Annotated in this window: 11 protein-coding genes; 3 read left to right on the top strand and 8 right to left on the bottom strand. The window is 69.9% G+C overall.

Features of this window, described 5'->3' with window-relative positions; all coding sequences use genetic code 11:
• Nucleotides 1-96 precede the first annotated feature (96 nt).
• The 3 genes from ACIQJ5_RS03325 to ACIQJ5_RS03315 are packed head-to-tail and all read left to right on the top strand — an operon-like array spanning nucleotide 97 to nucleotide 2,311.
• Nucleotides 97-477 (top strand): YrdB family protein, encoded by a 381-nt coding sequence (locus ACIQJ5_RS03325; RefSeq protein ID WP_231090437.1) that lies wholly within the window; start codon nucleotides 97-99, stop codon nucleotides 475-477.
• A gap of 35 nt (nucleotides 478-512) precedes the next feature.
• Nucleotides 513-1,916 (top strand): FAD-binding oxidoreductase, encoded by a 1,404-nt coding sequence (locus ACIQJ5_RS03320; protein ID WP_402840851.1) that lies wholly within the window; start codon nucleotides 513-515, stop codon nucleotides 1,914-1,916.
• Nucleotides 1,913-2,311 carry an NUDIX domain-containing protein gene (locus ACIQJ5_RS03315; protein WP_231090440.1) on the top strand — a complete coding sequence of 133 codons (399 nt, stop codon included), beginning with the start codon at nucleotides 1,913-1,915 and terminating at the stop codon, nucleotides 2,309-2,311. Before ACIQJ5_RS03320 ends, ACIQJ5_RS03315 begins: the two co-directional genes overlap by 4 nt.
• 98 nt (nucleotides 2,312-2,409) lie before the next feature.
• Here the strand turns inward: ACIQJ5_RS03315 and nagB are convergent, their stop codons facing one another.
• From nagB to ACIQJ5_RS03275, 8 genes are all read right to left on the bottom strand, one after another.
• Nucleotides 2,410-3,192, bottom strand: a complete 783-nt coding sequence (gene nagB / locus ACIQJ5_RS03310) for a glucosamine-6-phosphate deaminase (protein WP_231090441.1) — start codon at nucleotides 3,190-3,192, stop codon at nucleotides 2,410-2,412.
• Nucleotides 3,185-4,123 carry an ROK family protein gene (locus ACIQJ5_RS03305; RefSeq protein ID WP_402840846.1) on the bottom strand — a complete coding sequence of 313 codons (939 nt, stop codon included), beginning with the start codon at nucleotides 4,121-4,123 and terminating at the stop codon, nucleotides 3,185-3,187. Before ACIQJ5_RS03305 ends, nagB begins: the two co-directional genes overlap by 8 nt.
• A 97-nt stretch (nucleotides 4,124-4,220) precedes the next feature.
• Nucleotides 4,221-5,183, bottom strand: a complete 963-nt coding sequence (locus ACIQJ5_RS03300; RefSeq protein ID WP_372459775.1) for a carbohydrate ABC transporter permease — start codon at nucleotides 5,181-5,183, stop codon at nucleotides 4,221-4,223.
• Nucleotides 5,180-6,142 carry a carbohydrate ABC transporter permease gene (locus tag ACIQJ5_RS03295; protein WP_231090443.1) on the bottom strand — a complete coding sequence of 321 codons (963 nt, stop codon included), beginning with the start codon at nucleotides 6,140-6,142 and terminating at the stop codon, nucleotides 5,180-5,182. Before ACIQJ5_RS03295 ends, ACIQJ5_RS03300 begins: the two co-directional genes overlap by 4 nt.
• A gap of 68 nt (nucleotides 6,143-6,210) precedes the next feature.
• On the bottom strand, nucleotides 6,211-7,491 hold the full coding sequence (locus ACIQJ5_RS03290) for an extracellular solute-binding protein (protein ID WP_231090444.1): 1,281 nt from the start codon (nucleotides 7,489-7,491) through the stop codon (nucleotides 6,211-6,213).
• Nucleotides 7,492-7,548: 57 nt separating this feature from the next.
• Nucleotides 7,549-8,733: an ROK family transcriptional regulator gene (locus ACIQJ5_RS03285; RefSeq protein ID WP_231090445.1), complete on the bottom strand. Its 1,185-nt coding sequence runs from the start codon at nucleotides 8,731-8,733 to the stop codon at nucleotides 7,549-7,551.
• Between the two features lie 446 nt (nucleotides 8,734-9,179).
• Nucleotides 9,180-12,371, bottom strand: a complete 3,192-nt coding sequence (locus ACIQJ5_RS03280; protein WP_402840840.1) for a family 20 glycosylhydrolase — start codon at nucleotides 12,369-12,371, stop codon at nucleotides 9,180-9,182.
• On the bottom strand, nucleotides 12,362-13,567 hold the full coding sequence (locus ACIQJ5_RS03275) for an alanine racemase (protein WP_402842026.1): 1,206 nt from the start codon (nucleotides 13,565-13,567) through the stop codon (nucleotides 12,362-12,364). Before ACIQJ5_RS03275 ends, ACIQJ5_RS03280 begins: the two co-directional genes overlap by 10 nt.
• Nucleotides 13,568-13,624 lie beyond the last annotated feature (57 nt).

Here is a 13,624-nt window from a genome sequence, read left to right as displayed (position 1 = left end):
TGAGACCCGGATCATGGCTGACCAGCAAGCCTCCCGGGAAGCCACCCCAGCTCCGAGCGCAGGAAACCCGGAGTCGCAGCCTCGTAGACTGGAGTCATGTCCGATTCCCCGCAGCCCGCAGCCGAGCTCGCCCCCGGGACGCGCGCGCCGCTCACCCCGCTGGATCTGATCCGCGTCGTCGTGATCATCGCCACGCTCGCGACCTTCGTGCTGTGGGGCGCGCTGATGTGGACGTTCCCGTGGAACCTCATCATCGCCATCGCGGCTCCTGTCGTCGCCCTGCTGGTGTGGGCACTGTTCGTCTCGCCGCGCGCCGTCATCCGCGTTCATCCGTTTGTGCGGGTGCTCATCGAGCTGCTGATCTTCGCCGCGGGAACGCTGGCGTGGTGGGACATGGGGCAGTCGATCATCGGCATCGCGTACGCCGTCGTGGCCGTGGCCTCCGGAGTCGTGGCCGGACGCCGCGCGCTGTCCTGACGTCTCATGACGCACGCGGCCGCGGGCGGGCTCGCATGACGGCGGACGTCGTCCTGCTGCTGCAGGACGCCCTGGGCGCCGCCGTCGATCTGCGCCCCACGTCGCTCGATGCTGCGCGTGCGGACCGCTCCGGCCACCGCGCCCCCGCCGCTCCCCTCGCCGTCGTGCACGCACGCTCGGTGGCCGACGTGCAGACCGTGATGCGTATCGCCACCCGCACCGGCACACCCGTCGTGATCCGTGGCGCCGGAACCGGGCTCGCCGGCGCGGGGCTCGCGGGAGCCGCGACCATCTGCTTGTCCCTCACGCAGCTGAACCGCATCCGCGAGATCCGCCCCGAGGATCAGCTGGCCGTGGTGGAGCCGGGCATCATCAACGCCGATCTCAACGCCGCCCTCGCCGAGCACGGGCTGTGGTGGGCGCCGGATCCCGCGAGCCGGGACATCTCCACTGTGGGAGGCAACATCGGCACCGGTGCAGGTGGACTGCTGTGCGCGAAGTACGGTGTCGTCCGCGACGCGGTCCTCGGTGTCGACGTGGTGCTGGCCGATGGCGAACTGGTCCGCTTCGGTCATCGCACCGTGAAGGGGGTGACCGGCTACGATCTGACCGCGCTGATGATCGGCTCCGAGGGGACGCTCGGCGTGGTGGTCGGCGCCACGCTGAAGCTCCGCCCGCTGGTGGCAGGAGCGGTGTGCACGGTGTCGGCGGTGTTCACCGATGTGCGCTCCGCAGCCGCCGCCACGGCTGCGGTGTCCGCTGCGGGCATCCAGCCGGCCATCCTCGAGCTCATGGACGCACACAGCGTCCGGGCCGTGCACGAGCTGCTCGCCCTGGTCCCCCCGCCCGCGGGAACGGTCCACGTCACCGCGCAGACGGATGGCGCGTCCGCGCCGTCCGAGGCCGATGCCATCGCCGGCGTCCTCCGCCGGCACGGCGCCGTCGTGGAGGTCACCGGAGATCCGGCTCGGGGCGCGGAGCTCCTGCGCATCCGCCGCAGCATGCATCCCGCGATGGCGGCACGGGGGACCACACTCATCGAAGACGTCTCGGTGCCCCGGTCACGACTGGCCGACATGTTCGACGAGATCGCACGGATCGAGCGCGACTACGACCTCCTCATCCCGGTCGTGGCTCACGCGGGAGACGGGAACCTGCACCCCAACTTCATCTTCGACGGTCCTGAGGTGCCCGCCCGCGTCTGGGATGCCGCCGGCGAGCTGTTCCGTAGCGCCCTGCGGCTGGGCGGGACGCTCACGGGTGAGCACGGCGTCGGGATCCTGAAGGCGCGGTGGCTTCGTGAGGAGCTCGGGGATCGCCAGTGGCGGCTTCAGCGAGAGATCAAGAGGGTGTTCGACCCGCTGGGGATCCTCGCTCCCGGAGCAGTGTTCGCCGATGCGAGGCCCGAGCACACGTCGACCGATGAAGGAGAGAGATGACCCCCGAGATCCTGGTGAGCGCTGTGCTGATCACCGACGAGAGCGGACGAGCGCTCGTGGTGCGCAAGAACGGCACGAGCACTTTCATGCAGCCCGGCGGGAAGCCGGAGCCCGGCGAGAGCGCGGCCGAAGCCGCGGTGCGCGAGCTGAACGAGGAACTCGGGATCGAGACCACGGTGCACGAGCTGCGTCCGCTCGGACGTCACCGCGCTGTGGCGGCCAACGAGCCGGGTCACACCGTGGTGGCCGACGCGTTCGCCCTGACCATCGACCCGGCAGGCGTATCCCCGCGTGCCGAGATCGCCGAGGCGCTGTGGATCACCCCCGACACCGAGGTGCCCCTGGCGCCGCTGTCGACCGAGGTTCTGCTCCCCCTCGCGTGGCCGCAGCGCTGATCACCCACCGTCACGGGAAAACCCATGCACGTCCAGGAAGCCCCGCGTTGCAGGGTGCCCCGGACGTGCATGGGTTTGTCGCGGCTAGCGCCGCCGGATCACAGTCCCTGCCACGCCGGCTTGTTGGCGTAGGCGTAGCGGTAGTAGTCGGCGTGCTCCAGGCGGGATGCCGCCGCCTCGTCGATCACGACGGTGACGTGCGGGTGCAGCTGGATCGCCGAACCCGGGCACGCGGATGACACCGGTCCCTCGATGGCTCCGGCGATCGCCTCGGCCTTGCCCTCGCCGAACGCGAGCAGCACGAGGTGCTTCGCGCGCTGGATCGTCCCGAGGCCCTGCGTGATGCAGTGCATGGGAACCTGCGAGATGTCGCCGTCGAAGAAGCGGGCGTTGTCGATGCGGGTCTGCTCGGTCAGCGTCTTCACCCGGGTGCTCGAGGCGAAGGACGAACCGGGCTCGTTGAAGCCGATGTGACCGGTGGTGCCGATTCCGAGGATCTGCAGATCCACGCCGCCCGCTGCCGCGATAGCGGCCTCGTAGTCGGCGCCGGCGTGCTCGATGCCCTCCAGGGAGCCGTTGGGGGTGTGGATGAGCTCGGGGTTCAGTCCCAGCGGCTCCACCACCTCGCGGGTGATGACGCTGCGGTAGCTCTCCGGGTGCGCGGGATCGATCCCCACGTACTCGTCGAGCGCGAACCCGCGCACCTGCGACAGGTCCACGCCGGCGGCCGCCGACGTCAGTGCCTCGTACACCGGAAGCGGGGTGGATCCGGTCGCGAGACCCAGCACGTAGCCGGGCTTCGCGGCGATCTGCCGCACGATCTCGGCGGCGACCAGGGTCCCCGCAGCCTTCTTGTCAGCGACGATCACGACTTCAGCCATGCGTGAGCGCTCCTTCTCTCATTTCGTCGGCGCCGATGAGCGCCGCGCCCAGGGCCGCCGCCGGGGATCCGGCAGGCAGCAGTTCCATCCTGGCACCCAGCTCGAGCGAGTGCAGGAACGGAGACGTTTCGCCCTCGATGCGCAGACGCTCGCGGATCGGGGTGAGGAGCCGGTCGCCCAGCGCCGACAGCCCTCCCCCGATCACGACGGTCTCCACATCGACCGACAGCATCAGTGATCGGACCGCGGCGGCGGCCCCGAAGGCGGCGCCGTCGCGCAGGGTGATCGCACGCGGATCACCGGCATCGGCCGCATCGAACAGGTGACGTACCGGGTACGGATCCGCGGCGCCCCAGCGCTCGGCGAGGGCGGCACCGCCGACGTAGGCCTCGACGCAGCCGAGCTGGCCGCAGCGGCAGCGCGGGCCCTGCGGGTCCACGCTCAGGTGTCCCACCTCCCCCGCACCGCCGCGCGCGCCGCCCAGCAGTTCGCCGTCCAGGATGATCCCCGCTGCCACGCCGGTGCCGAGGTTGAGATACGCCATGGATCCGAGGCCGCCGCGGAGCGCGTACGCGCCCACGGCCGCGGCCTTCACGTCGTTGTCCGCGCGCACCCGCGCCGGCAGCACCGTTCGCAGAGCCGCACCGAGATCGAGCTCCTCGACGCCCAGGTTCACCGAATGCCGCACGATCGTCGTGCCCGGCTCGATCATCCCCGGGATGCCGATGCCCACCGACGTGATGGCGTCGAGTGCGACGTCGAGCTGCGTCGTCAGCTGCGACAGCGCCTGCGCGATCGACGCAACCACTCCCGTCTCGCCCGGCGTGGTGGCCAGCCGTACCCGGCCGATGATCGCGGCGCTGTCCGCCGCGTCATCCCCGAGCGCGACCGCCTCGATCTTCGTACCGCCGACGTCGAGCCCGACTCTCACGATCGCGTCATCCCTTCACTGCTCCTGACACGTCACTGCTGACTTCCGTCACTCGTTCACTGCTCCCCGCCCGGGCATGCGTACGCCGGCGCGGCCCTCATCCCTTCACCGCGCCCGAGACCATGCCACTGGCCATTCGTCCCTGCACCAGCAGGAAGAAGATGGCCACGGGCAGCGCGATCAGCGTCGAGGACGCCATCACCGCTCCCCAGTTGGTCGCCTCCGTGGCGGACTGGAAGGAGTTGAGCCACGGCGGCAGGGTGAGGTTGTAACCCTCGAGGAACAGCATCGCCATGGTGAACTCGTTCCACGACTGGATGAAGGCGAAGATGCCCGTGGACACGAGCCCTGGCGCCAGCAGCGGGAAGGTGATCTTCCAGAACGCCTGGGTGCGGGTGCAGCCGTCGATCATCGCCGCCTCTTCGAGGTCGGCGGGTACACCGGCCACGAATCCGCGCAGCGTCCAGATCGTGAACGGCACCACAGCGGCGACGTTGACGATCGACAGACCCAGCAGGTTCTTCAGGTGCGCGTCGTCCATCATCGCGTAGATCGTGAACATCATCGCCTCACCCGGGATCATCTGCACGATGAGCACCGTGACGATGAAGCCCCAGCGTCCCTTGAAGTGGAAGCGCGACAGCGCGATGGAGGCGAGGAAGGCGATCAGCAGCGTCACGATCACGACCGGGATGGTCACCGCGAGCGAGGACAGCAGCGCGTGCGGGAAGTCCGTCTGACCCGCCGCTGCGGGCTTGGACCACGCCGCGACGTAGTTGCGGAACGTGCCGTTCAGGGGAAGCCAGCTGGGTGTGCGGCTGACGATCTGGTTGGACGGCGTCAACGACATGTTGACCATCCAGTAGACCGGGAACACGCTGAACACGAACACGACGACCGCCACGATGTTCAGCACCACGCGGGTGCTGCGCCGGCGCGGCAGGTTGGTGTTCTGGTTCTCCTTCGCGGCCTTGACCGGCCGGGAGGCACGGCCGGGCTGCGGGCTGGTCACCACGGCACGCGTGGCGCTCTGCTCGGGGGCGAGGGTGGCGGTGCTCACTTCTCCTCCTCCTTCAGGGTGCTGCGGATGTAGCCGAACGAGATGGCCATGAGGATGATCACCATCAGCACACCGATGGCGCCCGTCATGCCGAAATCGTCCGCTCCGAGGCGGAACATGTAGGTGCCGAGCACGTTCGTCTCGCTCGGCGTGCCACCGCGTCCCTGCAGGGCGAAGACCTGCGTGAAGATGCGGAGGTTCCAGATGACCTGGAGGATGAAGACCACCATCATCACGGAACGCAGGTACGGGAAGACCACAAGACGGAACCGGTTTAGTCCGCTCGCGCCGTCCAGAGCCGCGGCCTCCAGCACCTCGCCGGGCACCTGGCCGAGGGCCGCGTACACCGTGAAGGCGACGAACGGGATGCCCATCCACACCACGATGAAGGTCAGCACGGTGAAGAAGGAGAACGGGTTCATCAGCCAGGAGTGGTTGGTGAACGCCGTGGTCCCGGTGATCGCGTTCAGCGCCGCGTTGATCACGCCGTACTGGGTGTCGAAGATCCAGCTGAACACGACCGTGGACGACAGCGGAGGCATCGCCCACGCCAGCAGCAGACCGACGGCGACCAGGGTGCGGAAGCCGCGCGACAGGCGCGTCATCAGCACGGCGATCAGGGTGCCCATCACCATGATCAAGGCGGTCATCACGGCCATGAGCAGCAGGCTGCGCACGAGCACGATCGGGAAATCGCTGGCGGTGAGGACCTTGATGTAGTTGTCGAGCCCGACGAAGTTTGCCGGGGTGTCCAGCATCTTGTTCTTGATGCTGAAGTCGGTGAACGAGTTCGTCACCATCGTCACACCCGGGTAGCCGACCATCACTCCGAGGAGGACGATCGCGGGTGCGAGCAGTGCCCACGCGTTGCGGGCCTCGCGGCGCTTGCGCGCGCGGGTGCGAGGATCCGGCTCGGGGGCGGAGCGGCGCCGGTGGCGCTTCGCTGTGATCTCAGCCACGCTCATGCGAAATAGTCCCTTCCAGACAGAAAGGGCCCCGGGTGTGTGGTCCCAGGGCCCTTTCCGGCTTACTTGTTGAGGATGGCTTCGATGTCCTTATCGAGCTTCTCCGCAACAGTCTTGACGTCCTCACCCTTGGCGATCTTCACGAGCGCGTCGGGGATGACGAGGGACTTCTCCACCTCGGCCCAGTTGGGCGAGGCGGGAACGGCACGCGAGGCGGCGGTGGCCTTGGCAGCCTCCTGCGTGATCTGGTCCTCGGGCAGGAACTGGGCCTGCGAGGTCAGTGCGGGGATCAGGCCGTTGCCGGCCATGATCTTCTGGTAGCCGTCCGAGAGCAGGATGGCGAGGGCGCTCTTGGCCTGCTCCTGAGCGTCCGACTTGGTGGCGACGGCCAGCGAGGAGCCGCCGGCGAACACCGGGGCGGCCTCTCCGGCCTTCATGCCGGGAAGGGCGAACGCCTGCAGGTCCTTGCCGAACGTGTCCGGGCAGCCCGGGTTGTCGCTGTCCGATGCGGCCTTGATCGACCACTGCACCCACGACGGAGCCGAGAGGAACCCGGTCTCCCCGGCGCAGAAGCCGACCTGCGGGCCCGTCTCGTCGGCGTCCGCCGGCGCGACGTTGGCGTTCTTGTAGACGTCCTGCAGCATCGTCAGGCCGGCAACGGACTTCTCGCTGGCGAACTGGGCGTCCCAGGTGTCGCCGTCCTGCACGGCGATCTCGCCGCCGTTGGCCCAGACATACGCCAGGGCGTTGTACCAGTCCTTACCCGGAGCCCAGATGCCCGAGCGGGTGTCGGTTTTCATCGCCTTGCCCGCGGCCACGTAGTCGGTGAGAGTGGCGGGAACGGAGCCGGTGTAGATCTCCGGCGAGTAGAAGACGATGCGCGAGCCGGCGTAGTACGGCACCGCGTACGTCTTGCCGTCAGCGGAGCCCAGGTCCACGAACGACTGCAGCAGCTTGTCGCCGCCGAGAGAGGGCACCTGGTCGGTGATGTCCAGGAACATTCCCTTGTCGATGAAGCCCTGGGCCTGCGTGTTGCCGACCTCGACCACGTCGGGGGCGTCGTTCGAGCTGAGTGCCGCGATGTAGGCCTCGTTGGTGTCAGCCCACGTCTTCTCGACGATGGTGAGCTTCCAGCCCTCGTTCTCCTTCTCGAAGGTGTCCTTCAGGTAGGTGCGGGCCTCATCGGGGGTGTCGGTGCCGACGAGCCAGACGGTCAGCTCGCCGCCCTTCGCTGCGTCGCCGGTACCGGCGGAGCTGCCAGCGTCGGCAGCTCCGCCGGCGCAACCGGCGAGGACGAGTGCGGCAGCGCCGGTGAGGGCGACCGCTCCGATCTTGCGGTTCATCTTGATTCCTTACTTGGTGGTGGGGTGTGGCGGATCGCTCCGCCGGGGGTGTCCGAACTAAGACACCCCGAGACGCGAGGAAAGGACCATGACAGCCGTGCCGCGCAGCACGATGTCGGATCCTTGCTCGGTCATCCGCAGCAGGACGTTGTCGTGGAACAGCGCCATCGTCCTGTTGCGGAGTGTGCTCGCGGCCTCATCACTGAGGGGTCCATCGAGCAGGTCTGTGGGGCCGGAGAGCACGATCTCCGACAGGTCGAGCGCGCCGACGATGGGGGCGAGGGCGATGCCCAGCCGCTCCCCCGCGTCGCGCAGCACGGATTCGGGATCGTCGGATTCTGCCATCCGACGACGCAGCGCGGGGGCTGCGAGCCACGCCTCGAGACACCCGATCTTGCCGCACGCGCACCGGGGTCCGCCGTCGGTGCCGACGGTGACGTGACCGATCTCTCCAGCCGCGAAGTGGCTGCCGCGCAGCGGCTCACCCCCGGCCAGCAGGCCGGAGCCGACGCCGAGGCCGACCTTCACGAGGAGGGTGTCGGCGGTGGCGTGACCGAAGGTGTGCTCGGCGAGGACCGCGGCGTTAGCGTCGTTGAGCACGACGACGGGCAGGCCGAGTTCGTCCTCGAGAATCTGCTGCAGCGCGAGGTCGGTCCAGCCGTAGTTCGGTGCGGATCGGACCACACCGGCCGGGTCGACGATACCCGGGGTTCCCACGCCGATGCCCAGCACCGGGGCGGTGGCTGCAGCGATCAGCTCACGGGCGAGGCCGATGACGGCGGCGAGCGCGGTGGCGCCGTCACCCTGCGCGGGTGCCGGCACTTCGCGGCGCTCCACGATCTGGCCGTCGAGGCTGATCACGGCACCGGTGAGCGGCGTCGGCCCGGAGAGGTCGAGACCGATGATCTGATGTGCGTCGCGGGCGAGGTCGATGAGCATCGCGGGCTTGCCGGGCCCCACCGCCTCACGCACGCCCTTCTCCTCCACGAACCCGTCGTTGATGAGCTCGCCGACCAGGTCGGAGATCGTGACCCGGGTGAGGCCGGTACGGCGCGACACGTCGGCGCGGCTCATCGCCCCGTCGTGGAACAGCGTCTGCAGCACGAGCGCACGGTTGTGACCACGAGCGTGCTCGGGGAGCACCTTGCCGGTGGCGCGCAGAGAGCCGCCGCCGAGGCGGGGGACCCGGGTGGGCGCGCCCTTCTCCTGAGAAGAGCGACCCTGCGCTTCCGATGCAGTCATGATGTTTGTTAGTACACCTTACGAACATTCACCGGCGCAACCCCGCCCCTGGTTTTCCGCCCTCTGTTACCCATTCGTTACCCCCGAACGGTTCGCCGCATCTCCCGGTCGTCGTCCCCGCGCGCCACCCCATGTCTCGCGAGGCGTCCGCCTGTCGGCGGCAATCGGCGCGTTGCAGCGACTCTCGCCCGCGGACGGAAGTCTCGCGGCGGACGGCGTCGCGTGAGGGATGCCTGCGCGCGGCGAGGGGGCGGCTCGGGCCTGAGGCCGGGGGCAGCGGCAGGCTCGGGCCGGACGCCGGGGTCGGCGGCAGGCTCGGGCCGGACGCCGGGGTCGGCGGCAGGCTCGGGCCGGACGCCAGGGTCAGCAGCAGGCTCGGGCCGGACGCCAGGGTCAGCGCCCAGGCTCGGGCCGCACGCCGGGGCGCCCGGTGCGAGCAGCGAGGGCTAGGGGCGCAGGTCGGCGACGAGCTCGGCGACGACCGCCTCCCGCTCGGCGAGGGTCCGGGGGCTTCCGGGGACACCGGGGAGGCGCTGCTCCGGCCGCGGACCGTCGAGCGGACGATACGCGACGCCCCACGCGGCAAGACGGCGCAACTGCACGGCCAGACGCGACTCGAACTCGGCGAGGTCACCGGGCGCACCGCCCAGCCACAGTCGTTCCGCGATTGCGGACAACCGCGGGAACAGAGCGAAGTCGGCGCGGTCACGCGAGAAGATGTGCTCGGTCCAGAGATTCGCCTGGCCGCCGAGGCAGCCCTCCGGAATCCGTGTCTGCCACGCGCCGGCGAGCGTGAGCGGGGGACCGACGGGGATCGGCTCCTCCAGGCTCTCGCTCTGCCGGTAGTCCAGGTAGAGCATCATGTCGGGACAGGCGACGCACTCGAAGCCGCGCTCCAGCGCCACCTCTGCCGCCACGGGTCCGCGCCAGGCCGCGATGACCACCCCGTCCGGGGTGGGACCGGCGAGCACCTCGTCCCAGGCGAAGGCACGACGACCCCGGGACGCCAGATGCGCCGCGAGCTGTGCCGTGTACCAGGGCTGCACACCGTGGATGTCGTCGATTCCGAGCTCGGCCATCCGCTCCCCCACGCGCGGCGAGGCCGCCCACTGCGCGGTCGGCACCTCGTCACCGCCGATGCCGATCAGCTCGGAACGGAAGCAGTCGATCAGGACATCCAGCGCATCACGCGCGAACTGGAGCGTGCCCTCTTCCAGGTTCAGTGTGTGCGGGTTGAGACCGAAACTGTGCCAGGGCTCGGCCTCCGCCGCAGCCGCGTCGAGGTTTCCCAGATCCGGGTAGGCCGCGAGCGCGGCCTGCACGTGACCGGGGAACTCCGCCTCCGGCACGACGGTGATGCCGCGAGCTGCGGCATAGTCGTCGATGCGTCGCAGGTCTGCGGCGGTGTACCAGCCCCGGTGCTCCCCCATCACGACCTGGGCGAGCGGCCCATGACCGTGCTTGGTGCCGGATCGGACGCCGCCGCGGGTGGTCAGCAGCGGCCAGCCGGGCACCTCGAACCGCCATCCCTGGTCATCGGTGAGGTGCAGGTGGAACACGTTCATCCGGTGACGCGCGAGCAGATCGATGATGCGCAGCACGTCCTCCACGGGACGGAAATGACGGGCGACATCGAGCATGAGACCGCGCCACTCGTATGCGGGAGCGGAGCTCCACGACCCGAAGGGCACCGGATGCGACACGTCCTCAGGTTCGCGCAGCTGGTCCAGGACGATCACGCCGTACAGCGCACCCGCCGCATCGCCGCCCACGACACGGACCCCCTCCGCGTCCACGGTCACCGAGAAGGCACCGGGTGCGAGGTCCGCGATCGTGACGTGGACGTCCACCGGCGCGGATGCCGCTCCCTCGCGGTCGAGGAAGCCCTGCAACACGGCAGCGTCCAGTCCCTCCCCCGCGACCACGCGCAGGTTCGCGAGAGAGACCGCGCCACGAGGATCGATCGTCGCATCCACGCGCGGAACGACGGCGCGATGCGCGGCGGGCTGATGCGCCAGCGCGCGGCCGGGTGTAGCGCCGGTGAGCTCGCCCGCAGCGACCACGACCTGTCCGGCCACGAGAACCTCGCGGATGCCGGACGGCGCGGTACGAGGCGCCGCGAAGGTCGCGCCGTCGATGACCTCGTCCGGGTCGAAGAGGACGAGATCCGCGGTCGCGCCGATCCGGATCACACCACGGGGAGCGTCACCGCGATCCAGGCCGAGCCGCCGTGCGGGAGTCGCCGCGAGGTGGCGGACCGCCTCCTCCAGCGAGAGAACGCCGACCTCGCGCACATAGTGGCCGAGGTAGCGGGGGAAGGTGCCGAATCCGCGAGGGTGGGGCTTGCCGCCGATGAGGATGCCATCCGATCCCCCGGTGTGCGCCGGATGCGCCATGATCTCGCGCACGTTGGCCTCATCACCGATGTGCATCAGCACGCCGGTGGCGAGCTCGTCGCGTACCAGGAGATCGACGACGACGTCCACGGGGCGCGCCCCGGACGCGGACGCGATGTCGGCGATGGTGCGGCCGACGTATCCGGCGTTCGCCGGGTCGCGCACTCCGGAGATCTCGATGGCCGCCCAGTCGGCGACCTCGCCGTGGAACCCGTCGCAGCCGACCTCGTCGAGCTGGACGCGCAACCACTCGCGATCCTCATGGGTGAGTGTCTGCAGCCGCGCCAGCAGATCCCCGCCCGCGGAGAGCGTGCTGGGCAGCAGAGCGGCGAGCGTGGTGGCGCCCGGCAGATAGGGGTAGGTGTCCAGGGTGACGTCGACGCCGTCCGCGATGGCCGCGTCGACCAGCGCGAGCAGCTCTCCGGCGCGTCCGCGGTTGGGCGCGAAGTTCATCGTCGCGTGGGTGAGATGGACGGGGCAGCCGGTGGCACGGCCGATGTCCAGCGCCTCACGGAATGCGTCCAGCGCCGCGCCCCCATAACTGCGGGTGTGCGGAGCCCAGTAGCCACCGCGCTCGGCCACCACACGGCACAGCGCGATGAGCTCCTCGGTGGAGGCGTACATTCCCGGCGTGTAGGTGAGCCCGCTCGACATGCCGAACGCCCCCTCGTCCATCGCCTCGCCGAGGATGCGGCACATCTGCGCGATCTCCGCATCGGTGGCCGGCCGCGGATCGTGGCCGACGACGAGCATCCGGAGATTGCCCTGCGGGACGAGGACGGCGGCGTTGCCGGCGGTGGCGACGTCGATCGCCGCACGGTATTGCGCCACCGATCGCCAGGGCATGGCGGCGGTGTCGATCGGGCCGTTCCAGCCGGTGATCTGCGCGGCTACGGCCGCCGCCACCGTGTCGTCGACGGGAGCGTAGCCGAGCCCGTCCTGTCCCAGGACCTCGGTGGTCACGCCCTGCAGCAGCTTGGCGCCGTGATCGGCGCCGCGCAGCACTGCGAGGTCGCTGTGCGCGTGCATGTCGATGAATCCCGGCGCCAGCGCCAGGCCCCGGGCGTCGATCTCCACCGCGTTCCCGGACAGTTGCAGGGGCTGTCCGATCGCGACGATCCGCGCGCCTTCGACGGCGACGTCCGCCACGTATCGCGGGTCTCCGGACCCGTCCACAACCGTCGCTCCGCGATACACGCGGACGTCCTTCTCCGCGCTGAGCGCGATCTCGTTCAGAAGCACGTCGCCACCGCCCCGATGACGAGGGGGTCGTCCGCATCGGGGTCGTCCACGAGCGGGATCACCCGCCACTTGTCCAGCGCCGTGCAGGGGTGGGACAGGCCCAGACGCACGACCTCGCCGACCGCCGGGGCCTCACCGTCGGTGCGCAGGAACGCATGCTGGTCATTGAGGCCCGTGATGCGCGCATCCAGCGGCCCGCGACCCACGAGGAGCTGGACCTCCGGCAGATCGATGTCGAAGGAGACGTCGCGCCGTCCGGCGTCGAGCAGCGCCAGACCGGGTTCGGGCTGGGACACGACCCGGCTGAAGACGTGCATCGCGGAGTGCAGCCGCTCTGCGCCCACAGCGGTGCCGAAGGGGCTCTCACGCCGGTACAGTCCGTCGTCGTGCACCTGGTAGGCGCCGGATCGCACGATGACGTCCGCGTCCGATCGACCGCCGAGAATGGCGGCGACGCGGTCCGGCCACTCGCTGCCTCCCGCGGAGAGGATCGGGCGGCCGGGAACCAGATGAGCGACCCGCTCGTGGACCGCGAGCAGTTCGCGCAGGAACACGTCGACCTCGGCGACGTCCTCGCGGGTCGCGCCGAACGGCCCCTCGTAGCCCGCGACACCCGCAAACGTGAGGTTCGGCTCCGCGGCGATGGCCTCGGCGACCGCGACCGCCGCGTCGGAGCCGCGAGCGCCGGTGCGCCCATCGGCGCCGCCCACATCCACCATGACTTCGAGGGGCGCGGGTCCGGTGTGCCGCGCCAACCGCGCGACCGTGGCCGGCGAGTCGGCCCACACCACGATGCGCACCCCGCGCGCGGCGTGCTCCGAGAACCGCGTGGCCGCAGCGATGTCGGTGAGGTCGTTGGCCAGCAGGATGCGCTGCACCCCGACGGAGACCGCCAGCTCCACCTGCCAGGGCGTGGCCAGAGTGATCCCCCATGCCCCTTCGGCCAGCAGCCGCTGCCAGAGCGCGGGCGACATCGTCGTCTTGCCGTGCGGCGCCAGCTGGACGCCGGCCTCTCGGGCCCAACCTGCGACGGTGCGCTCGTTGTGGCCGAGCGCTTCGGTACCCAGCACCAGCACGGGAGTGATGAACTCGCTGAGAGGTGCGCGGGCGGTGTGGACGTCGGAGAGGGCGGAGCCCCAGAGGCGAGGAGGGAATGCTTTCGCCCAGGGACCGAGAACGGGATCGGGGACAGTCATCGTCACGGGATCAGTTTAGGCAGTACGCCGAACAAATTCGCCAGCGCCCCGTATTCT

This window comes from Microbacterium sp. GXS0129, assembly GCF_044769785.1.
GTDB lineage: Bacteria > Actinomycetota > Actinomycetes > Actinomycetales > Microbacteriaceae > Microbacterium > Microbacterium nymphoidis.
The sequence above is the reverse complement of the archived record's forward strand: the minus strand, read 5'-3'. Positions and strand labels throughout refer to the sequence as shown.